Source organism: Pseudomonas sp. G3-19, from assembly GCF_054855875.1.
On record NZ_JBMPIQ010000003.1, the window covers coordinates 141,979 to 167,966 of the forward strand.

General features: G+C 63.2%; 10 protein-coding genes and 1 pseudogene (1 of these 11 running past the window's edge). 3 read left to right on the top strand and 8 right to left on the bottom strand.

Annotated elements, in window-relative coordinates; all coding sequences use genetic code 11:
* Both ACOYXI_RS00845 and ACOYXI_RS00850 read left to right on the top strand, forming a co-directional pair.
* On the top strand, window positions 1-9,062 hold the 3' portion of the coding sequence (locus tag ACOYXI_RS00845; RefSeq protein WP_461674135.1) for a non-ribosomal peptide synthase/polyketide synthase. It extends 5,935 nt beyond the left edge of the window; the window shows 9,062 of its 14,997 coding nt (coding positions 5,936-14,997); the start codon falls outside the window, past its left edge; its stop codon occupies window positions 9,060-9,062.
* A gap of 67 nt (window positions 9,063-9,129) precedes the next feature.
* The gene (locus tag ACOYXI_RS00850; protein ID WP_461674136.1) at window positions 9,130-10,089 is read left to right on the top strand and encodes an alpha/beta hydrolase; all 960 of its coding nucleotides are present in this window, start codon (window positions 9,130-9,132) and stop codon (window positions 10,087-10,089) included.
* Window positions 10,090-11,054: 965 nt separating this feature from the next.
* Here ACOYXI_RS00850 and ACOYXI_RS00855 read toward each other — a convergent pair.
* The 5 genes and pseudogenes from ACOYXI_RS00855 to pvdM all read right to left on the bottom strand — a co-directional run bounded on the left by ACOYXI_RS00855 (window position 11,055) and on the right by pvdM (window position 19,023).
* Window positions 11,055-13,517: a TonB-dependent siderophore receptor gene (locus ACOYXI_RS00855; protein ID WP_461674137.1), complete on the bottom strand. Its 2,463-nt coding sequence runs from the start codon at window positions 13,515-13,517 to the stop codon at window positions 11,055-11,057.
* A 116-nt stretch (window positions 13,518-13,633) separates the two neighbouring features.
* Window positions 13,634-15,283 carry a cyclic peptide export ABC transporter gene (locus ACOYXI_RS00860; RefSeq protein WP_007968743.1) on the bottom strand — a complete coding sequence of 550 codons (1,650 nt, stop codon included), beginning with the start codon at window positions 15,281-15,283 and terminating at the stop codon, window positions 13,634-13,636.
* Between the two features lie 147 nt (window positions 15,284-15,430).
* A complete protein-coding gene (pvdO, locus tag ACOYXI_RS00865; protein ID WP_096797107.1) occupies window positions 15,431-16,339 on the bottom strand; it encodes a dihydropyoverdine dehydrogenase in 909 nt (302 codons plus the stop codon).
* Between the two features lie 37 nt (window positions 16,340-16,376).
* Window positions 16,377-17,656: pseudogene (pvdN, locus tag ACOYXI_RS00870) on the bottom strand (pyoverdine-tailoring periplasmic protein PvdN).
* A complete protein-coding gene (gene pvdM / locus ACOYXI_RS00875) occupies window positions 17,653-19,023 on the bottom strand; it encodes a pyoverdine-tailoring dipeptidase-like protein PvdM (RefSeq protein ID WP_461674138.1) in 1,371 nt (456 codons plus the stop codon). The pseudogene pvdN and the gene pvdM overlap by 4 nt, the downstream one beginning before the upstream one ends.
* Before the next feature lie 321 nt (window positions 19,024-19,344).
* Here pvdM and pvdP point away from each other — a divergent pair, with 321 nt between their 5' ends.
* Window positions 19,345-20,964, top strand: a complete 1,620-nt coding sequence (pvdP, locus tag ACOYXI_RS00880) for a pyoverdine maturation tyrosinase PvdP (protein ID WP_461674139.1) — start codon at window positions 19,345-19,347, stop codon at window positions 20,962-20,964.
* 256 nt (window positions 20,965-21,220) lie between these two features.
* Here pvdP and ACOYXI_RS00885 read toward each other — a convergent pair whose 3' ends face one another.
* The 3 genes from ACOYXI_RS00885 to ACOYXI_RS00895 are packed head-to-tail and all read right to left on the bottom strand — an operon-like array spanning window position 21,221 to window position 25,766.
* Window positions 21,221-22,612 (bottom strand): efflux transporter outer membrane subunit, encoded by a 1,392-nt coding sequence (locus ACOYXI_RS00885; protein WP_461674140.1) that lies wholly within the window; start codon window positions 22,610-22,612, stop codon window positions 21,221-21,223.
* A 7-nt stretch (window positions 22,613-22,619) separates the two neighbouring features.
* Complete coding sequence (locus tag ACOYXI_RS00890) at window positions 22,620-24,593, bottom strand: MacB family efflux pump subunit (RefSeq protein ID WP_461674141.1); 1,974 nt, start codon at window positions 24,591-24,593, stop codon at window positions 22,620-22,622.
* On the bottom strand, window positions 24,594-25,766 hold the full coding sequence (locus tag ACOYXI_RS00895; RefSeq protein ID WP_135295339.1) for an efflux RND transporter periplasmic adaptor subunit: 1,173 nt from the start codon (window positions 25,764-25,766) through the stop codon (window positions 24,594-24,596). It lies immediately after the preceding gene.
* Window positions 25,767-25,988: the final 222 nt, after the last annotated feature.

A 25,988-nucleotide genomic window follows, 5' to 3' on the forward strand; every position in this document is an offset into this window, starting at 1 on the left:
TGAAGATTCGCGGGTTCCGTATCGAACTTGGCGAGATCGAAGCGCAACTGCTGGAACAGGCTGCCGTGCGCCAGGCCGTGGTGCTGGCGCAGCCGGGCCTCAGCGGTCAGCAACTGGTGGCGTATCTGGTGCCAGGCGACGCCGCGCTGCTCGACGCAAGCCCGGCCGAACAGGCGCTGTGGCGCGACAGCGTGCGCGCCGAACTCAAGGCCAATCTGCCGGATCACATGGTTCCGGCGCACCTGTTGCTGCTGGCGCAATTGCCGTTGACCGCCAACGGCAAACTCAATCGCAATGCCTTGCCGTCACCGGACGCCAGCCAGGCGCAGCAGGCCTATCAGGCGCCGCAAAGCGCGATGGAGCAGGGTCTGGCCGCGATCTGGCAAGACGTACTGAAGCTGCCGCAAGTCGGCATCAACGACAACTTCTTCGAATTGGGCGGCGACTCGATCATCTCGATTCAGGTGGTCAGCCGTGCCCGTCAGGCCGGCATTCGCCTCAATCCCAAAGACCTGTTTCAGCACCAGACCGTGCAGCGTCTGGCACTGGTCGCGCAGTGGGGTGGCGACGAATCGACGATTGATCAGCAAGCCGCGAGTGGTGCGGCGTTGCTGCTGCCGATCCAGCAGCAGTTCTTCGCCGACGAAATTCCGCAGCGTCACCACTGGAACCAGTCGGTGCTGCTGCAACCGCGGCAGGCGCTGGACGCGGAAAAAGTCGAGCAAGTGTTGCGCGCACTGGTCGCTCATCACGATGCCTTGCGCCTGAGCTTCACCCAGCGCGATGGCGTGTGGCAGGCCGAGCACCGCGCGGTCGAAGCGCTGCCGCAGCACCTGCTCTGGCAGGAGGACGTGGCCGATGCCGCCGCCCTTGAAGCCTTGGGTAATCGCGCCCAGCGCAGCCTCGATCTGCAACACGGGCCGTTGCTGCGTGCGGTGCTGGCGAATCTGGCCGATGGCACGCAGCGTCTGCAGTTGGTGATTCATCACTTGGCGGTGGACGGCGTGTCGTGGCGGATTCTGCTGGAAGACCTGCAAAACGCTTATCAGCAATTGCTGAATGATCAGCCGTTGAGCCTGCCGTCCCGGACCAGCGCCTTCAAGGACTGGGGCGAGCATTTGCAGCGTTACGCCAACAGCCCGGCGTTGCAGGCCGAACTGGCTTGGTGGCAGGCCTGCCTGAGCGATGTGAGTACCGATCTGCCGTGCAAACGCGTTGACGCCAGTCAGGACAATCGTCTGGCCCAGACCGTACAAACCCGGCTCGGCACCGAGCTGACCCGCCAACTGCTGCAAGAGGCCCCGGCGGCGTACCGCACCCAGGTGAACGATCTGTTGCTGACGGCACTGGCGCGGGTCATCGGTCGCTGGAGCGGGCAGGCGTCGACGCTGATCCAGCTCGAAGGCCATGGCCGCGAAGAACTGTTCGACGGTGTTGATCTGACCCGCACGGTGGGCTGGTTCACCAGCCTGTTCCCGGTGCGCCTGACACCGGCAGACACGCTTGGCGAGTCGATCAAGCAGATCAAGGAACAACTGCGCTCGATCCCTAACAAGGGCATCGGTTTCGGCGCCTTGCGTTACCTCGGTGATGCCCGCGCGCAGCAGAGCTTGCAGGCCTTGCCGAGCCCGCGCATCACCTTCAACTACCTTGGGCAGTTCGACGGCAGTTTCGCTGGCGACGAGGCTGCGCTGTTCGTGCCGTCGCCGGACAACGCCGGCCTCGATCAGAGCCCGGAGGCGCCGCTGGGCAACTGGTTGACCCTCAACGGTCAGGTGTATGGCGGCGAGCTGCGGGTGGGCTGGACGTTCAGTAGTGAGCGCTTCGACAGCGCGGTGATCGAAGCCCTGGCCGCAGATTACGCCGCAGAACTCGCAGCGTTGATCGGCCATTGCCTGACCCCGGGCGTCGAAGGCCTGACCCCGTCGGACTTCCCGCTGGCCGGCCTGACGCAGGCGCAGCTCGATCAGTTCCCGCTGGCGCCACGGCAGGTCGCCGATGTGTATCCGCTGTCGGCGATGCAGCAGGGCATGTTGTTCCACAGCCTTTACGAGCAGGCCACCGGCGATTACATCAACCAGGTTCGGCTCGATGTCGAAGGCCTCAATCCGCAACGCTTCCTGCAAGCCTGGCAAGCGGCGGTGGACAACCACGACATCCTGCGCAGCAGCTTTGTCTGGCAGGGTGAGCTGGCGCGTCCGGTGCAGGTGGTGCACAAGCAACTGGACATGCCGTTCCGCGTCCTCGACTGGCGTGATCGCGACGATTGTCAGAGCGATCTGAATGCGTTGGCCGCAGCCGAACAGGCGCAAGGTTTCGACTTGAGCCAAGGGCCGCTGTTGCGCATGGTCGTGGTGCGGCTGGACGAGCAGCGCTGCCACTTGATCTACACCAACCATCACATCCTGATGGACGGCTGGAGCAACTCGCAGTTGCTCGGCGAAGTCCTGCAGCGCTACAGCGGGGTTGCCCAGCCGCCATTGGCCGGGCGTTACCGCGATTACATCGAATGGCTGCAGCGTCAGGACGTGCAGGCCAGCGAGCGTTACTGGACCGCGCAACTGGCTGACCTGCAAGCGCCGACCATGCTGGCGCAAGCGTTGCAGGCGCAGCGCGGCGATGCACCGCGCGACGGCCACGGAGAACATTTCTGCGTGCTCGACGCTGAGCAGACGCGGCGTCTGGGCGAGTTCGCGCGCCAGCAGAAAGTCACCCTCAACACGCTGATTCAGGCGGCATGGCTGCTGCTGTTGCAGCGCCTGACTGGCCAGCCGTGTGTGGCGTTCGGCGCGACGGTAGCGGGGCGTCCGGCCGAGCTCAAAGGGGTCGAGCAGCAGATCGGCCTGTTCATCAACACCTTGCCGGTCATCGCCAGCCCGCAGTCGCCATCGAGCGTTGGCGAATGGTTGCAGAGCGTGCAGGCGCAGAACCTGGCCTTGCGCGAACATGAGCACACTCCGCTGTTCGACATTCAGCGTTGGGCCGAGCGCAACGGTGAGGCGCTGTTCGACAACATTCTGGTGTTCGAGAACTACCCGGTGTCCGAGGCGCTGGCGCAGGGCGCACCGCAAGAACTGCGCTTCGGTGAAATCCACAATCATGAGCAGACCAACTACCCGCTGACGCTGCTGGTGCACTTGAGCGACGAGTTGTCGATGCACTTCAGCTACCAGTGCGAAAGCTTTGCCGCGCACAGCGTAGTGCAACTGGCCGGGTATCTGCAGCGCTTGCTCGGGCAGATGAGCGAGTCGGGGGAGCGTTCGCTCAGTGAACTGAACCTGATCGAGCACAGCCCGCAGGTGAATAGCGATTTCGCCACCGAGTTGTGCATCCATCAAGCCATCGCCCATCAAGTGGCGGCGACTCCGGATGCCTTGGCGGTGACCTTCGCCAATACGAAGTTGACCTACGCCGAACTGGACGCGCAGGCCAATCGTCTGGCGCACAAACTGCTTGAGCTAGGTGTCGGCCCGGAAGTGCGCGTGGGCGTGGCGATACCGCGTTCCGAGCAGTTGCTGATTGCCTTGCTTGCGGTGCTCAAGGCCGGTGGCGCCTATGTGCCGCTAGACCCGGACTACCCGGCCGATCGCGTGGCTTACATGCTTGAAGACAGCCGTGCGCGGGTGTTGCTCACCGAGCAGGCCGTTGCGAAGACCCTGAGCGTGCCGAGCGATACCCAAGTGCTGCTGTTGGATCAGCTGTCGCTGAGCGGTTATCCGAGCAGCGCGCCGCAAACATCGGTGGCTCCGGACAACCTCGCCTACGTGATCTACACCTCCGGTTCCACCGGCAAGCCGAAAGGCGTGGCGATTGCCCATCGCAACGTCATGGCGCTGATCGACTGGTCCGCCAGGGTCTATAGCCGCGACGACATCCAAGGCGTGCTGGCCTCGACGTCGGTGTGCTTCGACCTGTCGGTCTGGGAGCTGTTTGTCACCCTCGGCAACGGCGGCTCGCTGATCATCGCCCGTAATGCCTTGGAGCTGCCGCAACTGCCGGCCCGCGATCAGGTGCGCCTGATCAATACCGTGCCGTCGGCGATTGCCGCACTGCACCGCGCGGGGCAGATTCCGCCGAGCGTGCGCATCATCAACCTCGCTGGCGAGCCGCTGAAACAAGCGCTGGTGGAGGCGTTGTATCAGCAGTCGACGGTCGAGCACGTTTACGACCTGTACGGCCCGTCGGAAGACACCACTTACTCGACCTGGACCCACCGCAGCGCCGGTGGTCAGGCACGGATCGGGCGCGCGCTCGAGCACAGCGCCAGCCATCTGCTGGATGCCGATCTGCACGCGGTGCCGCAAGGCGTTTCGGCCGAGCTGTACCTGTCCGGCGCCGGCATCACGCGCGGTTATCTGGGGCGTGCGGCGATGACCGCCGAGCGCTTCGTGCCGAATCCTTTCGTCGGCAACGGCGAGCGCATGTACCGCACCGGCGACCTGATTCGTCAGCGCGAGGAGGGCGAGCTGGAGTACATGGGCCGGATCGACCATCAGGTGAAAATTCGCGGCTTGCGTATCGAGCTGGGCGAAATCGAAGCGCGTCTGCTGGCGCATGCCGCCGTGCGTGAAGCGGTGGTCGTGGCCAGCGAAGTGTCGGGCAGTCAGCAACTGATTGCCTATCTGGTGCCGAGCGATCCGGCGATCATCGAGGCCAGCGCCGAGCAACAGGCCGCACTGCAGCAAACCCTCGGCAACTGGCTGGGCGCGACCCTGCCGGATTACATGGTGCCGAGCCACCGCCTGTGGCTGGCGCAGCTGCCGCTGACCCCCAACGGCAAGATCGATCGCAAGCGCCTGCCAGCACTGGAGCTGAGTGCCGCGCAGTTGCATGTCGAACCGGTGAATGCCACCGAGCAAATGTTGGTGGAGATTTGGAAAGAAGTGCTGGGCCTTGAGCAGGTCAGCACCCATGACAGTTTCTTTGCCTTGGGCGGCGATTCGATCATCTCGATTCAGGTGGTCAGTCGCGCCCGTCAGCAAGGGCTGGAGTTGAGCCCGAAAGACCTGTTCCAACAACCGACCATTCAACAATTGGCCCTGTGCGTGCAGGCTGCCGAAGGGCATGTGGCGCCGGAGCCGGCGCTGATCGACCTGCCGCTGCACGGCTTGAGCGAGGCGCAAGTGGCGCAACTGCCACTGCCGGCGGGGCAACTCGACGGGCTCTATCGCTTGTCGCCGATGCAGCAGGGCATGCTGTTCCTCGGATTGAATTCGCCGGAATCGGACCTGTACGTCAACCAGTTGAGCGTTCCGGTGCAGGGTCTTGAGCCGCTGCGTCTGCAAGCCGCGTGGGAAACCGTCAGCCGTCGCCACGACATTCTGCGCACCGGTTTCCTCTGGCAGGACATGGCCGAGCCGCTGCAATTCGTCCTCGCCGATCCGCAGTTGCCGTTCAGTCTGCTCGACTGGCGTGAGCAGGATCATTCGGCCGAAGCCTTGCAAGGCCTGGCGGATGCCGAGCGGGCCAAGGGTTTCGACCTTGACCAGCCACCGCTGCAACGGCTGACACTGGTGCAAGTCGGCGAGCACAGCTATCAGCTGATCTGGACTTACCATCACATTCTGATCGATGGCTGGAGCAGTTCGCAGTTGATCGGTGAAGTGCTGAGCCAGTATTCCGGACGACCACTGGCCGAAGCGGTGCCGTACCGTGGTTACATCAACTGGCTGCAGCAGCAGGACGCGAATGCCAGCGAAGGTTTTTGGCGTCAGCACCTGAGCCGGCTCGACGAGCCGACCTATCTGGCGGACGCGGTGACGCGCACCGGCAGCGGTCGCGGTCACCAGGCGCTGTACAGCCGTCTGGGCGAGGCCCGCACCGAGCAGTTGAAAGCCTTTGCCCAGTCGCAGCAGATCACCCTCAACACCTTGGTGCAGGGCGCATGGCTGGTGCTGCTCAGCCGGTACAGCGGCCAGCGTTGCGTAGCGTTCGGCGCGACGGTGGCGGGGCGTCCGGCGAGTCTGCCGGCCTCGGAATCGATCCTCGGTCTGTTCATCAACACCTTGCCGGTGATCAAGGACGTGCCGGCCGAGCAGGCCGTGGGTGCCTGGTTGCGCGAGTTGCAGGATTTCAACCTGGAGATGCGCGAGCGCGAATATACCCCGCTGACCGACGTCCAGCGTTGGGGCGGGCGTGCCGGGCAGTCGCTGTTCGACAGCATCATCGTGTTCGAGAACCACCCGATCGATCAGGCGCTGCGCGAGTGGCGCGATGATTCGCTGAAGTTTGGCGAAATCAATAACTCAGGCCTGACCAACTTCCCGATGGACCTGATGGTCACTCTCGAAGACGGGCTGGTGATCGAGTACATGTTCCTGCGCGAACATTTTGATCTGGCGACCGTGGAAGGCATCCGCAGCAACATGGAAGGCCTGCTCACGGCCCTGGTTCAGGACGCCGGGCAGGCGCTGGGACGCATCGGTCTGCCGACCGGGCAAGTCGCGCCCACGCCGGACGTTGTCGCGCACCCGCAGACCACGCTGGTGCACCAGCGCATTGCCGGGTGGGCCGCGCAACGTGCCGAACAAACCGCAGTGATCTTCAATGAGCAAGCCTTCAGCTACGGCCAGATCGAAGCGCGGGCCAATCGTCTGGCGCATGCGCTGATCGCCGAAGGTGTAGGCCCGGAAGTGCGGGTCGGTGTGGCCCTGCCACGCAGCGAAAACATGATCGTCGCGTTGTTGGCGGTGCTCAAGGCCGGGGGTGCCTACGTGCCGCTGGACGCGACTTATCCGCGCGAGCGCTTGAGTTATCTGATGCACGATTCGGGCATCGCCTTGCTGCTCAGCGATTCGAGTCTGCGTCAGGTGCTGCCGACCCAGGCCAACCTGCATGTGCTGGAACTCGATCAGCTGGACCTGCGCGCTCAGCCGCCGTCGGCACCGCAGGTGGCGGTGCAGCCGGGCAACCTGGCCTACGTGATCTACACCTCCGGCTCCACCGGTCAGCCGAAAGGTGTCGGCGTGGCGCACGGGCCGCTGGCGATGCACTGCCAGGCGATCGGCCAGCGTTACGAAATGAGCGCGGCCGATTGCGAGTTGCACTTCATGTCGTTCGCCTTCGACGGCGCGCATGAGCGCTGGCTGACCACCCTGACGCACGGCGCGCGTTTGCTGATTCGCGACGACAGCCTGTGGACGGCCGAACAAACCTACGACGCCCTGCATCAGTATGGGGTGACCGTGGCCGCGTTCCCGCCGGTGTACCTGCAGCAACTGGCCGAGCATGCCGAACAGCACGGCAATCCGCCGCCGGTACGGATCTACTGCTTCGGCGGGGATGCGGTGCCGGTGGCGAGTTTCGAACTGGCCAAACGAGCGCTGCAACCGCAGTACATCATCAACGGCTATGGCCCGACTGAAACGGTGGTCACGCCGCTGATCTGGAAGGCCGCGGTCGACGATCAATGCGGCGCGGCCTATGCGCCGATCGGCAGCGTGGTCGGCGAGCGCAGCGGTTATGTGCTCGACAGCGATCTCAACCCGCTGCCGGCCGGCATTGCCGGTGAGTTGTACTTGGGTGGCGCGTTGGCTCGCGGTTATCTGGGGCGTGCCGGTGGCACCGCCGAACGTTTCGTTGCCAACCCGTTCAGTGCCGACGGCAGTCGCCTGTACCGCACTGGCGACCTGGTGCGCCAGCGTGCCGACGGCACCGTTGATTACCTCGGGCGGATCGACCATCAGGTGAAGATCCGTGGTTTCCGCATCGAGCTGGGTGAAATCGAAGCGCGCCTCAAGCAGCAGCCGGGCGTGCGTGACGCTGCCGTGGTGGCCCGCGAGGGTGTCAGCGGCAAGCAACTGCTCGGCTATGTACTGGCCGCTGCCGAGACGCCGGCCGACGGATTGGGCGAACGTCTGCGCGAGCAACTCAAGGTCAGCCTGCCGGATTACATGGTGCCGGCACACCTGATGGTGCTTGAGCGCATGCCGCTGACGCCGAACGGCAAACTTGACCGCAAGGCCCTGCCGAATCCGGACGCCGAACAGCGCCTGGCCTACGTCGAGCCGCGCACCGAGCTGGAAAAAGCCCTGGCGAAGATCTGGCAGGAGGTGCTGAAAATCGAACGGGTCGGGCTCAGCGACAACTTCTTCGAACTGGGTGGCGACTCGATCCTCAGCCTGCAAGTGGTGGCCCGCAGCCGTGTGCTCAAGGCTCAGGGCCTGAGCCTGAAACTGCGCGATCTGATGCAGAAACCGAGCATCGGCGAACTGGTAGCGAGCGTTCAGGGCACGGCGGAAAAAGCCTCCGGGTTGCTGGCGATGAACGCCGAGGTCAAGGGCGTGGCGCCGTTGTTCTGCCTGCATGCCGGCTTCGGCACGGTGTTCGACTACGAGCCGCTGGCGCGGCGCCTGAGCGGTCAACGCCAACTGTTGGCGATTCAGTCGCGGATGCTGCTGGATCCGGCGTTCAACGACACCTCGCTGCAGGAAATGGCCAGTGATTACCTGGCGCAGATTCGCCAGAAACAGCCGCAGGGGCCGTATCACCTGCTGGGCTGGTCGCTGGGCGGAACGCTGGCGATGTTGATCGCCGCGCAACTGGAGCAGGCCGGGCAACAGGTCAAGTTTGTCGGGCTGGTCGACAGCTTCGTGCCGTCGGCGGCGGTCGATGCCGGGGCGGTCGATGACTGGCAAGCCGACCTGCGCGATTTCCTGCAGGTGACGCTGCCGGACGCCGCACCGGGCCTGTCCATCGACGGTGAAGAAACGCCGCACAACCTGCGTGCGCTGTTCCAGCGTGCCATCAGCGCCGAGCGCGGGGCGTCGACCTATGTGGCGCTGGGCGCCGAAGAACTGGCGCAGGTGTTCAGCGTGGCGCGCCGGCTCAAGCAGTTGTCGCTCAAGCTTGAGCGCTGTGCGCCGCTGACCGTCGACCCGACGTGCTGGTGGACCTTGGGTCGCGAAGCCGAGGCACTGGAGCTGGCGGCGCAACTCGACCAGCCGGGCATGGGCGGTGAATGGCTGGATTGCGGGCACTTCCAGATCCCGCGCGATGAAACTTTCCTGTCCGAGGCTGAAGAAATGCTCGGCCAGATCGTTGAATCAGTAGTCATGTCCTGAAACCTGCTGTGAAACCCAAGCAAAACCGATCGGGCGCTGATGGCGCCCGATCGGTTTGGAGATTTGAATGTCATTGAATCCTGATATCGCCGCATTTCTGCAACTGGTCGGCAACGGCCGGGCCAGTGGCAAACGCGTCGGCATGCATGAGCTGACCCCGAGCGAGGCCCGTGAACAATTCGATCAGTCATCGTTGCTGATGGACGCCGGCGGTGAAGAACTGGCCGTGGTGGATGAGCTGCAATTGCCGGTGCGTGACGGTGCACTGTTGAACGCACGGATCTACAGCAATCATCCGTTGCAGGCGGGCGCCGGACGTCCGGCACTGTTGTATTTCCATGGCGGCGGCTATGTGGTCGGCAGCCTCGACTCGCATGATTCGCTGTGCCGTGCGTTGGCCTTGCTGGCGGATTGTGTGGTGCTGTCGGTGGCATATCGACTGGCGCCGGAACATCGTTTTCCGACAGCGGCCGACGATGCGCAGGATGCCTGGGACTGGCTGGTGGCGAGTGCTGCTGACGTGGGCATCGACACGGCGCGGCTGGCGATTGCCGGTGACAGCGTCGGTGGCAGCCTGGCCACGGTGCTGGCTGCGCAACTGACGGATGCCGCTGTGCAGCCGCGTTTGCAGGTGCTGATTTATCCGGTCACCGATGCCAGTCGCATTACGCCTTCGATCGAGCGTTTTGCCGAAGGTTATCTGCTGGAGAAGGCTTCGCTGCAGTGGTTCTACGCGCACTATCAGCGTGATGCCAGCGATCGTCTCGATCCGCGTTTCTCGCCGTTGCTCGGCGAAGTTCCGGCCAATGTCGCGCCGGTGCTGATGGTGTTGGCCGAGTGTGATCCGTTGCACGATGAGGGGGTGGCTTATGCCCGGCATTTGCAGGCGGCGGGGGTTGTTGTGGATTTGCAGGTTTACGCCGGCATGACCCATGACTTTATGCGGATGGGGGCGATTGTTGATGAGGCTGAAGAGGCGCTGAGGTTGATTGCTGGGCGATTGGTAGAGGTGTTTGCTTTGGCTTGACGGGGTGGGGGGGGTGAATATCCGTTGCTGCGGTAACGGCCGCCTAGGGTTTCGCCCTTACGGCGACTCACTTTTTTTACAAACGCCCGGAGTGCCGGCCCAGTAAAAAAGTAAGCAAAAAAACGCTTGCTCCTACGTTCGGCCCGCTCGCTGGGGCTCGGGGTCCCTTCGCTCCGGGCTCCATCCGGGCGCAGCGCCTCCGGTTTGCTTCGCTGCACCTCCTCTCGCTGTGTTTGGCTGCGCCAAACGGTCGCTGCGCTCCCACCCCCGGATGAATCCCTCCACTCAGCCTTCCGACGTCGCCTTACAGATCAAGATCAAAAGCAGGCGAGCTGACACTCGGCCTATTGAGTGGTGAAGAGCACGGGATTCGGCTTTGGTTTTGTGGTGCTCTTGCCCCTCATCGGAACGCCGCCCGCCCAGCCCTCTCCCAGAGGGAGAGGGGGCCAATTTTTGGGCTTTTCAAAATTGGTGTTCGACTCGGTATTTCACGTCGGCGCACCTCTCCCAAACACCGCGATCAGTTCCCTCTCCCTCCGGGAGAGGGCTAGGGTGAGGGGTTTTTGATGTGGTTTTTGATCTTGCTTTGGCTTTTGATTTTTTGCCCCTTCGGCAGGCCGAGCGTAGGTGTCCATCCGGGGGATAGGCGCGCAGCGCCATGCGGCGAAGCCGCATCCATCGAGAGGAGGTGCAGCGAAGCAAACCGTAGGCGATGCCCCCGGATGGACACCGTAGCGAGGGAACACTGAGCCTCAGCGAAGTGCCGTACGCCGGGGCAAAGCCTTTTGGGTTACCTTTTCGGCGTCTGGAAAAGGTGACTCGCTGTAAGAGCGAAACCGCCAGCGGCAGCACCCGCAGAAACGGATATTCACCCAAATCCCCAAGAGCCTGGTCGGCCCAAAGGCCGCCAAGTCCCCCAAAAAAAACGCCAGCAAATGCCGGCGTTTCAGTGAGCGCTAAACGTATTACCAGTTGTAGGTCACGTCAGCAGTCATGGTCCGACCTTCGCCGTAGTAGCAATCGAGGGTGCCATTGCACGCGGCAACGTACTTCTCGTCAGTGAGGTTCTGCAGGTTGGCTTGCAGCTTCACGCCTTTGACATGCAGCGGCGATTTCTCCAGGTCGTAAGAGACCATGGCGTCATACACGGTGTAGGACGGAATCTGGAACGAGTCCGACTCGTAATCCGAACCGTAGCTGCTGCGCACGTAACGGGCGCCCAGACCCATGCCGAAACCGGCGAGGGCGGTGGAAATGTCGAAGTCATAGTTGACCCACGCGGAGGCGGTCAGCGGTGGACGCATGGCCAGAGTGCGACCTTCGCGACCGTCGTTGTCTTTCTCCCACTTGGTCTGGTTACGCGACACCGCCGCCAGCACGCGCAGGTTGCGGGTGACGTTGACCTTGCCTTCCAGCTCGATACCGCGCGAACGCACGGAGCCGCTCTGGGTGCTGAAGCCCGGGTTGTTGAGGTCGGTGGTGAGCATATTGTCCTGGTCGATCTGGTACGCCGACAGCTGGATGAAGCCGTCGATGGCCTTCGGCTCGTACTTGACGCCGACTTCGTACTGCTTGCCGGTGGTCGGTTCGAAGGCGCCGCCGCTCATGTCGGTACCGGTTTGCGGCAGGAACGATTCGGCGTAGCTGACGTACGGCGTGATGCCGTTGTCGAACTCGTAGCCCAGGCCGGCACGCCCGGTGAACTTCTCGTCCTTCTGATTGCTGTGGCCGCCGCTCAGCGGTTGCTTGTTGTCGGTTTCGGCGAAGTCATAACGACCGCCGAGGGTCAGGAACCACTGGTTCCAGCGCAGTTGATCCTGAGCGTACAGGCCGGTCTGGGTGATGGTGTTGTCCCATTTGTACGGCTGACGGAAATTGATCTGGCTGCCATACACCGGGTTGTACAGATCCAGACCTGGAGCGGTGCGGTCGTACAGGCCGAGGAATTTCGAATTGTAGTGGTAGTAGTCCACACCCAGCAGCACGGTGTGCTCGACGTCGGCGGTGTGGAACTTGGCCTGGGCGATGTTATCGATGCCGTAGACCTTGTTGTGCTGCGACCAGTCCACCGCATAACGGCTCTGGTAGCTGCCGTCGTTGAGGCCGGTAACCGGGTTGGTCGGGAACGCATAACCGTGCAGCGGCGCCACGTACTGGTCGTTGATGTCGGCGTAACGCGCGTTCTGCTTCAGGGTCCAGACGTCATTGAGTTCGTGGGCGATCTCGTAACCGACGACGAACTGCTCGCGGTGGTACTTGTTCACGTCCGGCTCGCCGAGGAACAGGCTGCGGCTGATGCGCCCGGCCTGGCTGCGATGTACGGTGCCGTTGGCGGGCAGGCCCTGAGCTTCCGGTACATCGTGGTCTTTCTGGTACTGACCGAACACGGTGATGGTGGTCTGATCGTTGGGCAGCCAGGTCAGGCTTGGCGCCAGCAGCATGCGGTTCTGGCTGGCGTAGTCGATGGCCGAGCCGCTGTCGTTGACCACGCCGGTCAGGCGATAGAGGAATTCGCCTTGATCGTCGATCGGGCCGCCGAGGTCGAAGGCACCGTACTTGCGGTCATAGCTGCCGCCACCGAGCTTCACTTCGTGCAGCGGGGTCGCGGTCGGACGCTTGCTGACCATGTTGACGATACCGCCCGGCTGGTTCTGGCCGTACAGCACCGAGGCCGGACCCTTGAGCACTTCGATGCGCTCCAGGGTGTACGGGTCGATCTGCAGCGAACCGCCGGTGCTGCCGCCGCCGTAAGGCATGTGCAGGTCGTCGAGGTACAGCGGAGTAGGGGAGAAGCCACGGGACGTCGGTTCGTCGAAGATCTTCACTCGATCCGAGAAACCGCCGCCGGTCATGCCGGGCGTGTATTGCAGGGCCTCGGTGACGGTCTTCGAGCCGCGCATCTTGATTTCGTCTTGAGTGACGACGTTGATGGTCTGCGGGATTTCCTTGAGCGACGAATCGGTCTTCGAACCGGTGGCGCTGCGCTTGGCGACGATACCGTCGACCGGGCCCCAGGCCGATTCGGCGGTGGCGGAAATGCTGGTCGGGGCCAGATCGAGGCTGGCGCCGCCGCTGCTGCGTGAACGCAAGGCGACGTTGTTGCCTTCGACGCTGTAGGCGATGTTGGTGCCTTGCAGCAGTTGCGCGATGGCGGCGGTCGGTTCCAGGTTGCCACTGACCGCGCTGCTGCGCAGGCCGCTGACTTCATCCGGGCTGTAAAGCACTTGGAGGTTGGTCTGGCGACCGAATTCCTGCAAGGCGCTCCCCAGCGACTGTGCAGGAATATTGATCGCCACGGCGGCGGCCTGGGCCTGGCCGATCATCGGCACAGTCAGGGCCATGGCGCAGAACGCGGGCAAGGTGCAACGGAAGGAGCGGCGGATCAGCAGAGCCTTGGCGAGCGGGTGGAGTCCGTGCGGTGCGGGCATTGTTCTTCTACTCTTCAAAGTGTTGACTGAGAACTATTTCTATTAACTGTTAGTAAGACGTTGAGCCTTCCGAAAACCGGAAAACTCAACGCAAATTTTTTACAAAATTTTCACAGTCAGGCGGGTTGCAGCTCAGTGACCACTTTGCCGGCGCTCATGCGCACCAGTTGATCGGCGACATCGAAGTAACGATCGTCGTGGGAAATGACGATGATGGTCTTGCCCAAACGCTTCAGGTCCGGCAGCAGCTCGGTGTAGAAAATCCGCCGGAAGGTCGGGTCCTGATCGGCGGCCCACTCATCGAACACCAGCACCGGACGCTCTTCCAGCCAGGCGTTGATCAGGGCCAGACGCTTGCGCTGGCCGGTGGACAGGTCGGTGGTGGTGAACGAGCCGTCACGCACGCTGACCTTGTGCGCAATTTCCAGGCGCTCCAGGTATTGGTTGGCGTCTTCCGGGATATGCGTATCGCCCTGGACCACGTCGTCGAACAGGTAATAGTCGGCGAAGATCGTGGTGAACAACTGGCGGTAATCGTCGCGGTTGGCGGCATCGACGAGCTGCTGGTTGAGGCGGATTTCGCCTTGCTGCGGCGCGTACAGGCCCAGCAGCAACTTGATCAGCGTGGTCTTGCCGCAGCCGTTTTCGCCGACGATGAAAATGATATCGCCCTGTTCGATTTTCAGGTTCACCGGCCCCAGCCGGAACGGCTTGGCGCCTTCTACCGTCGGGAAGCTGTACGAGACATCGGTCAGCTCCAGGCTGTGCACCGGGGTCTTTTGATGGCCCTGATCACTGAGCAGCAGGTGCGGCTCGGGCGAGGAGAATTGCTCGGACAGATCGGCGATCCGGCGGAACGCGATTTGCGCACGACTGACGATCGGCAGGGTGCCAATGATGTGTTCCAGCGGCCCTTTCATGTACAGCAGCACCAGCACGAAGCCGCTCATCACCGCTTTGTCGGCGCTCGGCCACAGCGATTGCAGGCCCAGCGCCAGGCCGATCACCACGAAGAACAGCATCGAACCCAAGGTCTTGGCGACCACGAAAATGTTCACCGAACGCACCTGCGTGTCGCAGATCTTGTCGGCCGTGCCTTCGATGCCCGAGACGAACATGCGATGCCGGCGCGGGCGGTGGATGCGCAGTTCCTTGGCGCCCTCGGCGACAGCGTGGTAGTGCTTCTGCAACTCGTCTTCGTAGTCGCGGGCCTTGAGGAATCCCTGCATGCCGCGCCCGCGTGCGATGTACTGAATGACCGTGCCGATCAGGATCGCCACCGCCATCATCAGGAACATCGGCCACGACAACATCGCCAGGTAGCCCATGCAACCGAGGGTCACGGTCAGGGAAATCGCCAGCGGCGCAAAGGCGAAGGCGAAGTCGCTGATGGTGTCGACGTCGTGGGTCAGCACCGGAATCAGCCGATGGCTGCGATAGCGCTCGATCTGCTCGATCGGCGCCGAGAGGACTTTTTCGCCCAGCTCTTTGCGCAATTTGGCGATGATGTGCTGGCCGACGAAATTGGTGCCGATGTCGGAGAAGATCGAGCTGGTCAGCGCCAGCAGGCACAGGCCGGCAAACACCGCGACCATCGTGCTGGTCAGTGCGCCCTCGGCGTGTAGCACGTTGTTGATGGTCGCCAGCAGCGCGGTGACGCTCAGGCCACCGACCATGCCGAGCAGGATCGACACGCTGACGATCAGTCGAAAGGGTTTGAGCAGGGCGAACAATTCATTGATCACCCCGCGTGTTGGTTTGCTCATGGAGGTTCCCTGCTTGAAGGAGCGGCGAACACCGGCACTGCTCGGGCGGTTCGCCTGGATGACGTAGAGGGCGGTGGGCGCGCCATGGAGGATCGCGCCCACTTTTAGAACGACTGGCAGGACGGCTAATTTAGCCGGACGATGGCGTTACAGATCGCGGGCGACCCGGAAGCCGATCCAGTCGCCACGGGTGTCGGTGTAGGTGGCGTTGCGGTTGCCCGAACGCGAGAACACCGGTGCCTCGCCCCAGTCGTTGCCACGGATGCGCCGCACGTCGCACTTGCCGCTTAACCAGGCACTGCCATCGCTTGGCGCGCCGACGTAGTTCTCGTTGTAGCAATCGGCGGTCCACTCATAAATATTGCCGTGCATGTCGTAGACGCCGAAGGCATTGGCCGGGAAGCTGCCGGCCGGCGCGGTGAAGTTGTAGCCATCGGCGGCGCCATAGGTGTTGGCGTGTTTGGCGATGCTGTATTCCTTGCCTTCATCGAACGGGAAGGGGAACGGCCCCGTGCTGCCTGCGCGGGCGGCGTATTCACGCAGCGACTCGCTGACCAGCCGGTATTGCTGGCCGGTCTTCTTCGACAGCCAGGCCACGTAAGCTTCGACCTCCGGGAAATCCATGCACACCGCCGGGTGCTTGTCAGTGTACTGCTTGCGCGGGTCGCTGCCCTGATAATCCGGGATCCCCGCCTTGCAGGCGCGACCGGGGCGAGTGTCGCCGTCGGGCATTTTGTAGCCGCTGTCCTTGAGGTAGGCGTCCCACTCGCCGCGCAGAATCTGGAAACGGCTGATCGCCAGCGGTTTGGCAAACGTCACCGGGTGCAGCGGCCCTTCATCCGGCTCGCGGCCGACCTCATCCTCCGGGGTGCCCATGGTGAACGTGCCGGTGGGCAGCACGACCATTTCCGGGCAGTCCTTGCAGTCCTTGAACACCTTGCCCGGCGCAGGCGGGGTGGCGGCCTGCGCGGCGCCCGGCAGCAGGCCGGCGGCGAGGGCGGTGAGCATCAGCGCCGGCAGCGCCTTCAAGGAAAATCGACGCAGTTCACTGTTCATTGCGAGTCTCGCTAAAAGAAAAAAGGGAGCGTCCGGGTCAAAGGGCCTGGTCGAGCACGGCCAGCAAGCGGTCGATTTGCTCTTCGTCGTTGAGCAGCCCCGGTGCGGTGCGGATCACCGGGCCGACGTCGCGGTGCACGGCATCGGCCACCACGCGGTTGGCCATCAGGTGCGCGGCGATCTTGTCGCTGTCCTTGCCCTTGACCCGGAAGAAGGTGAAACCGGCGGACAGCTCAGGGCTCAGTGGCGTCACCAGTTCGATCTGCGGCCGTTGCTGCAGGCGTTGTTTCAGGTAGCTGTTGAGCGCGTGAATGCGCGCCTCGACCTCGGCCTTGCCCAGCTCAAGATGCAATTTGAACGCTTCGTCCAGCGCCCAGCGGTGCTCGAACGAGTGATAGCCGCCGGGCGTCATGGTGGTGGAAAACGCCGTGGCTTCAGAGAACGTCGGAATGATCGGGGTGACGTATCTGACCTCGGCGAAGCGGCTGCAGACGATGCCGGTGCCACGTGGGCCGAACATCCACTTGTGGGTGCCGGCGATGAAGAAGTCGCAGTTCATCTGCGCGAAGTTCAGGTTGTCCACGCCGAAGCCATGCACCCCGTCGACCACGTAAACGATGCGGTCAGCGTCGCTGCGACCGCGGTTGTGCTGGTCGACGATGGCGCCGATTTCACCGATGGGCAGTTTCATGCCGCTGCCCGAATGCACCCAGCACATGCCCAGAACCCGGGTTTCGGGGCGGATGGCGCCGTCATTGCGGCAAGGATTTCTGCTTTGCTGGCGCTGTACGAATCCTTGAACAGACGAATTTTGCGCACCCGGGTGCCGTCGCGTTCGCTACGCAGGGCGAGGATGGTGTGGGTCGCGTAGTGCTCGTGCTCGGTGGTGAGGATTTCCTGATCGGGGCGCACGTGCACGCCGCCGTAAATCATCGCCAGACCTTCGGTGGTGCTGCCGGTCAGGGCGATCTGTTTGGCGTCGGCTTGCAGGTAGCGTCCGGCCCAGACCCGCACGTTCTCTTCGCGTTGTTCGATCACGCCGAGATCCCAATCCATCGCCAGTCCGGGATTTTTGTCGAGGGCGGCGCGGTGCCGCTCAATCGCCTCGCGCACTGGTTTGGGGTGCGAGGTGATCAGGAAGTTGGAGAAGTGCAGATACGCCGGATCCTGGTCGAACAGCTGCTGCAACCGCGTCCACTTGTTGCCGGTCACGGGCGCGGCGTTCGCGGCACCGGCGACATTCGGCAGGCTCGCACCCAACGGCAGCGCCGCCGCGAGAATCCCCGCCTGCTTCAAGAACTCACGACGATTGCTCATGGCTTGGCAGTTCCCGGCGCGGCGGCCAGTGCCGGTTTCGCGGCTTTCTCGACCTGATCCCAGACCCGCAGGAAGTTGCCGCCCCAGAGCTTGGCGATGTCCGCTTCGGAATAACCGCGTGAGATCAGCTCTGCGGTGACGTTGCGAATTTCGCCGACGTTCTCGAAGCCTTTGACGCCACCACCTTCGTTGAAGTCGGAGCTGATGCCGACATGGTCGATGCCGATCTTGCGCACCGCGTAATCGATGGCATCGCCCAGATCCTTGAGGCTGGCTTTCGGCTCTTCTTCGAGGATGCCGTAGAGGCGGCTGGCGTACTGGCCGAACTTCTGCTCGGACCACGCGGCAATGATCGGGTCGCCGGGCATCAACGCCATCGCCAGGTTCGGCAGCGGCGGCAGGTCGAAGTCCTTGCGCATCTCGTTGAGCTTGTCCTGGGTTTGTTGGGTGAGCGGACGCAGGTACTGCGAGAACGCGACGATCTGCACCACGCCGCCGCTGTTTTTGATCAGCTGCATTTCCTTGTCGCTGAGGTTGCGCGGAATGTCGACCATCGCACGTGGCGCCGAATGCGAGGCTACCAGTGGCGTGCGGCTGAGCTGCGCGACTTGTTCGAGGGCTTTGGTCGACATTTGCGAGACGTCGATGATCACGCCCAGATCGTTGAGGCGCTTGACCGCCTGCTTGCCCAGATCCGAGAGACCGTCGAGGGCGTCCGGCGAATCATTGAGGAATGGCAGCGGCCGCGACGAATCCGCCCAGTCGTTGTTGCCGATGTAGCTGAAGCCGAACATGCGCATGCCGCGCGCGGTCCACAGGTTCAGCAGGTTGAGGTCGTGGCCCAGCGGATAGGCGTTGAGCATGCTGATGAAAATCGCGAATTTGCCTTCGCCGTGCAGGCGCCGGAAGTCGTCGGGGGTGTAGGCGATGGCCACCTGATTGGGGTAGTCGCGAACCATCCCGGAGATGATCTTGAAGCGGATTTCCTGCTGATTGCGCGCCTCGTCGACGAAGCCAGGGGTCGGCTTGTGCGGGGCGTTGGGGCCGTTCCACATTTCCGGCCAGCCGAAGATGGTCAGCGCGGCGCCGGACAGGCGCCCGCGGTTGGCCTTGGCGAGGTCGAACTGGCCGTCGCCGTCCTTGTCGGCTTCGTGGCCGTCGGTGCCGAAATTTTGCGTCAGGCTGACATGGCTGTCGAAATAGAGCATGCGTTCGTGCAGCTCATCGGCCTGCTTCATGACTTTGGCCGGGTAGCCGAGGTCGTCCTTGAACCAGTGATGCCACACGGCAAAGCCTGCGCCGGCGCTGATCGCCAGGGCCAACGGCAGGCCGATGAATAGAGCCTTTTTCGAACGTGGTTTTGTCATTGCCATCTCAGTCAGGTTCGCCATCGAGGTGCAGGCGCGGGGGCCTTCGCTATCTGGGAAGAACGAGTGGTTGGCGGCAAAATTTAAGCCTGACACTGTGGCGAGGGGATTTATCCCCGATCGAGGGCGAAGCGCTCGCAAGGCCTGCGAGCGCCGTCCCTTCTGGTGTCGCCGCCAGCGTCGGATGGGAGTTGCTTCGCAACTCATCGGGGATGAATCCCCTCGCCACGGGTCATCATCGCCGGGCACGTTAAATTTGCCGGGGGCAACAAACGTTCTAGCTTGGATAAAGCCTGCTTCATGGCTGACACAGGTAGGGCAATGAAGATTTCTCGACGATGGTTCATGGCGGGCCTGGCGCTGACCGGCGCTGCCGTGCCTGCGGCGTATTTCGGGCATCGTGAATGGACGAAGCCGGACCCGACGATCACCCCGGGCGAAGCGTCTTTCGACGTCGCCGACATGGCCGGGCAGCGCCTGGCGAATGCGTTGCGCGGGGTGTGGGATATCCGTTTCGAAGGTGCCGATGCCGGCCTCGAGGGCTTGCCGCTCAAGGGTCTGCAAGTGTTTCTCGACATCGGCCAGAAGGGACGCGGCGTGTGCGGTTTTCTCGACACGCCCGAGCGCCTGCGCTCCGCTGAAACACCGCGTTATCGAATTCTGGGCGACCTCGCGAAAGCCGATGCGGCGAAGCTGAGCTGGCGCCTGATCGGCGCTGACGGTCAGATCAGCTATGAGCTGGAGATGATCCTCGATGAGGTCTGGGCCGACTTCGGCAATGCCGGCAGTGGCACCCTCAGCGGCAAGGCCTTGCGCCTGGACCGGTCGCTGGCCTTGCCGGCGCAGGACAATCGCTTCGTCGCCGTCAAGCGGCTGTTTCCCGAAGCGCGCGAGCGCACGCCGCTCAACCCGACGTTGCTGGCGTGGCTTATCTCTCCCGAGCATCGCCTGTTTCACCAGTTGTGGCATGCGACCCGGGACAAGTGGCACAAACTGCCCGAGGACAAACGCGAAGCCTTGCGCGGCATTGGCTGGCAGCCCGGCCCGCGTGACAAGGAGCGCGATGCCCGTGGCCCGCGAAAGGATCGCAATGGCTCGGGCGTGGACTTTTTCTTCATGCACCGGCACATGCTCGGGACGGCGCGCTCGATGCAGGATCTGCCATCCTGGGAGTTTTTCCCGCTGCCGCAGCCGGAGCTGATCCGCGACCGCGTCGGCTTCGCCCGCTATTTCGACAACCACGACGGCACGGCCTTGCCGCCGACCTGGACGGCGGCGGGCGATGACGAATTCAGCCAGTGGGTCAGTGACATCAAGACTGCCGAAACCTACGAAAGCAACTTCCAGGTCTGGGAGTCGCAGTACCGCGATCCGGCGTATCTGGCCCGGCTCACCCTCGGCCAGTTCGGCTCCGAAGTCGAGCTGGGCCTGCATGACTGGCTGCACATGCGCTGGGCCTCCGTGCCACGCGATCCGTCCAACGGTCAGCCGGTGCCGTTTGCCCGCGATCCGGCGGACTTCGCGGCCCGCTGGTACAACGCCGAGAACGATTTCCTCGGCGATCCGTTTTCTTCCCACGTCAACCCGACGTTCTGGCATTTCCATGGCTGGATCGATGATCGCATCGAGGACTGGTTCCGCGCCCACGAGCGCTTCCATCCGGGTGAAGTCACGCGGCTGCAGGTCAATGGCGTGCCATGGTTTGCCCCGGGGCGCTGGGTCGAGGTCGACGACCCATGGCTCGGGCCGATCACCCATGGCTGCAGCACCACGCCGGGATTGCAGATGGGCAAGTCGGTGGAGATGGATCCGGAAACCATGAAGCTGGCGCTGCGCATCACCTTCATCACCGACGAGGAAAAACTCGCCGGCCTGTTCCGCCGCGTGCCGCAACGGCCATGGTATGCGCGCAATCTGAAGCCTAAAACCAGCCCGACTTGAGGGCTGCGTTATCGTTCTTCGCGAGCAAGCCCGCTCCCACAGGTTCAGGTGTCAGCCCACAATGTCCGGACTGACCCCGGACACCCTATAGGAGTGAGCCTGCTCGCGATAGCGCCCGACCAGTCGACATTCAATTGCCTGAGCCACCGCCATCGCGAGCTGGCTGACTCCTGCATGAGAACGCATTCCTGCTGATGGAACACGATCAAATGTGGGAGCGAGCTTGCTCGCGAAGGCGATCTGTCAGTCGCCGCAATTACAAGGTCTGCCACCCGCCACCAAGCGCCTTGTACAGCGCAATGCTCGCCTGCATCCGCGCCAGGCGCAGTTGCACGTTCTGATCCTGCGCTGCGTACAAGGTGCGCTGGGTTTCGAGGACAGTCAGCATGTCTTCAGCGCCGGCCTGGTAACGGCTCTGTGCGATGTCGAACGCGGTCTGTGCCTGATTCAGTTCTTCGTTCTGCCACAACCGCTGCTCATCCAGGCGACGAATGCTATTGAGCGCTTTTTCCACATCGGCGAAACCGTTGATGATCGCTCCACGGTAAGTTTCCAGCAGCTCTTGCTGGCGCGCAGAGGCCTTGTCGCGTTCAGCGCCGAGGCGACCGTTATTGAAAATCGGTGCGACCAGCCCGGCGGTCAGGTTGTAGAAAGGGCTGCGAATCAAATCGTCGAACTGATTGGCGCCCGAGCCGAGTTGGGCGGTCAGGGTCAGTGCCGGCAACATGGCCGCGCGAGCGACTTTGACGTCAGCTTCGGCGGCGGCCAGTTGGGCTTCGGCGCGTGCGATGTCCGGACGATGCGTGAGCAACTCGCTGGGCACGCCGGCGGCGATGTCTGGCCATTGCAGGTGCTCGAAGGACTCTGTCGCCGACAGTTGCTGCACCGGTCGGCCGAGGAGGGCGGCGAGGCTGATCAGCGCGTCCTGGGCTTGCTGTTGCACGCGCGGCAATTGCCATTGCTGGGCGGCGACCAGGCTCTTCTGTTGCGCCAGTTCCAACGCAGTGGCTGAGCCTGAATCAAACCGCGTCTGCACCAGTTTCAGCACGCTTTGCGCGTTGGCCAGATTGAGTTCGGCGATGCGGCTCTGCTCGCGTAGCGACAAGGTTTGCGCATACGTGCTGGCAACGCCGCTGAGCAATGTCAGTTCGACCGTCGCCCGGTCGAATTCGCTGGCCTGCAGGGCGAACTGCGCACTGTCGCGCGAGGCGCGTTTGCCGCCCCAGAAATCGATTTCGTAAGTGGCGCTCAGGTTGGTATCGAAATAGTCCACAGCCTTGTTGCTGCTGTTGGCATCGAGTTGGCTGTAGCCATTGCCGCGCAGCAGTTTCTGCCGATTAGCATTCAGGCCGGCCTTGACCTCCGGCAACTGAGAGCCGCCAGCGATGACAGTGCCTGCCTGCGCTTGACGCACTCGAGCGACGGCGGCCGCGAGGTCGAAACTGCCGACGCGAGCCTGTTCGATCAGACGATCCAGTTCCGGGCTGCCAAATTGCGTCCACCACTGCGGGCTATTGCGGGCAACGCTGGCGCCATGGGGCGACTGCCAGGCAGCAGGCGCCTGCACACCGCTGTCCGGGCGTTGAACGGGACTGCCGCAGGCACTGAGGATCAGGCACACGGTCAACAGGCTGAGGCGCGGTTTCATAAATCGATCATTCACTGGTAAGGGCTGTGACCGGGTCGAGCCGGGCAGCTTTGCGGGCAGGCATGAAGCCGAAGACAACACCGGTGACCAAGGCGCAGCCGAAGGCGCCGAGTACCGCCATCAAGGAAAAGGCCACGGCCACTTCGCTGAGGATCAGCACGCCGCCGACAATCAAGGCCAGGGCGATCCCGGCAATGCCGCCGACCACCGAGAGCATCACCGCTTCGGTGAGGAACTGCCGGAGGATGTCGCGCTGGCGGGCGCCGGTGGCCATGCGAATGCCGATCTCGCGAGTCCGCTCGCGCACGGTCATGAGCATGATGTTCATCACGCCGATGCCGCCGACCAGCAGCGAAATCGCCGCAATCGAACCGAGCATCAGCGACAGGGTGTTCTGGGTGCGGGCCTCGGCCTGGATCATCGCGGCGTTGTTGGTCAGTTCGAAATCCTTCTTGCCGTTGTGCAGGCGCAGCATCAGTTGCTCGATGGCCTGCTCGGTGTCCTTGACCTTGCGCGCGTCGGCGGCGGCAATGGCCACGTATTCCGGATTGCGCGTGCCGAACAGCCGCACGCTGGCCGCCGAATAGGGGATGGCGATGCGGTTATCACTGTCGGAGTCGCCGGAGCTGGCGCCCTTTTCGGCGAGCACGCCGACTACCTGGAACGGCACATTCTCGATCAGGATGAATTGGCCGATCGGGTTCGGCACATCCTTGAGCAGTTTGCTGCGGACTTTGTGGCCGATCACCGCGACGGCTGCAGCATTCTGCTCATCGGCCTCGGTGAAGTAACTGCCTTGCACCACCGGCCAGTTGAAGATCGCCGGGAAGTTGGTGTCGTTGCCACCGACGTAACTCAGGTGGTCGGCATTACCGTAACGTACGCCGGCCTCGGCGCCGTTGACCGGCATGATCCGCTGCACTTGCGGCAGGCTGGCCAGCGCGTGCACATCGTCGAGGGTGATGATCCCCGGCGGCGTGCGCGGGTTGGGCGCTGAGCCGCTGAGGTAAATAATGTTTGAACCGAAGGCGCCCATCTGCGCCATCACCTGGCGTTTGCTGCCTTCACCGACCGCCAGCATCACCACCACCGACGCCACGCCGATGATGATCCCGAGCAGGGTCAGCGCTGTGCGAAAGCGGTTGATCCACATCACCCGCCACGCGGCATGCAGGGCATCGACCAGTTCACCTTTCCACGCGCCAGTGGCTTCGGCGCCGTCGGCCAGACGCTGGCGCAGATCCACCGCTTGCAGCGCGCCGGGGTTGGCGCTGGTCTGGGCGTGGGGATCATCGCGGGCGCTGTCGCTGATGATCAGGCCGTCGCGTATTTCGATGATGCGTTTGGCCCGGGCCGCGACTTCGCGGTCGTGGGTGATGAGGATCACTACGTGGCCCTGGCTCGCCAGCTCATCGAGCAGCGTCATCACTTCTTTGCCGCTGTGGCTGTCGAGGGCGCCGGTGGGTTCGTCGGCGAGGATGATGTGGCCGCCGTTCATCAACGCCCGGGCAATCGACACCCGTTGCTGCTGACCGCCGGACAATTGATGCGGGCGATTGCCGGTGCGCGAGGCCAGACCGAGGCGGTCGAGCAGGGCGGCGGCGCGGGCGTGACGCTCGGCGGCCGGGGTGCCGGCATAGATCGCCGGCATCTCGACGTTTTCCTGGGCCGAGCCGGACGGAATCAGGTGATAGCCCTGGAACACAAATCCAAAGGCTTCGCGGCGCAGCCAGGCCAGCTCGTCGCTGTCGAGGCCGGCGACGTTTTCCCCGGCAAAGCGATACTCGCCGGAGGTCGGCCGGTCGAGGCAGCCGAGGATGTTCATCAGGGTCGATTTGCCGGAGCCGGAAGCGCCGACAATCGCCACGAATTCACCGGCGTGGATCGACAGGTCGATGCCGCGCAGCACGTGCACTTCAGGTGCATCGCCACCACCGTAGGATTTACGAATGTCCTGCAGGTCGATCAGAGGCGTTTGCATTCAGCCTCCGCTGCCGTCGACCGGGCCGATCAACAGGTGATCGCCTTCGTTGAGGCCGTCGACAATCTGCACCTTGAGCCGGTCGCTGATGCCGGTGCGTACCTCGCGTTGCTGGATGTCGCCGTTGGCCGCCACCACCTGCGCGGTTTGCAGGTTGGCCGTGGTGCTGCCCTGCAACGCGGCGACCGGCGCGGTGAGCACGCCTTTGGCCTGATTGGCGACGAAAAACACCTGGGTGGTCATCTCGGCCATCAAGGCGTTGTCGGCGTTATCGACGTCGAGCAAAACCGTGTACAGCACAACGCGGGCGCTGCCGCTTTTGCTGCTGCTGGCCGGGCTGCCGCCGCCCTGGCTGGTCTGATCCAGCGGCTTGGGCGGCACCGGCAGGATCTGCCGCACGGTGCTGCTCCAGCGCCGCTGACCGCCGCTGAGGGTGGTGAAGTAGGCGGTCATGCCCGGTTTGACGTGACCGATGTCAGCCTCGGAAACCTCGGCCCACACGGTCATCGGTGACAGCTTGGCGATGCGCAGGATCAGCGGCGTCTGCTGTTGCGCGTTGAGGGTCTGGCCTTCGCGGGCGTCGAGGGCAACCACGGTGCCGGCCATCGGCGCATAAATCCGCGTGTAGCCGAGTTCAGCCTGATCGCTGCGCAGGCTCGCTTCAGCCTGGCGGATCTGTGCCTGGAACATGTCGACGCGGGCCTGAGTGGCTTTCAGTTCGGCGCGGGCGGTCTGCACGTCTTCTTCACGGGTGGCGCCGCCGGCCACGAGATTCTGCTGGCGCTGATACTTCTGCCGCGCCAGTTCATGCTGGGCGCGTTGCTCCTGCAATTGCGCCTTAAGGTTTTCGATGGAGAAGCGTCCGGCGTCGAGTTTGGCCTTCTGCGTGGACGGATCGATTTCCACCAGCAGTTGACCTTCCTTGACCACGTCACCGACTTCGACGTGGATTTTCTGGATCTGCCCGGAGGCCTGCGCACCCACATCGACATATCGGCGCGGTTGCAGAGTGCCCAGTGCGGTGACGCTGCTTTCGATGTCGCCACGACTGACTTGCACGGTGGCAAAACGGTCGCGTCCCGGAGGCATGATTTGCCACGCGGCGTAGGCAACAACAGGAATCAGACAAAGGACTGCGAGCAGGGCGCGTCGAGCGGGGCGGGGACGTTTCATGCAGGGTTCCGGCCAGTGGAATTCGGCCCGTCGTCCGGCTGCACGCCACAGCGCGCAGCCGTTGAACGCTGTCGCAGGGCGCGACAGACACGGGGAGCTGTCCTGTAAACGATGAATACGCGGGGGAATTTAAGCGAAGACACAGGATGTTACAGGTATGGAACGGCACTATTTAGCGGGCAACGACAAACGCCACTTTAAATCTATATGAGAATTACTATA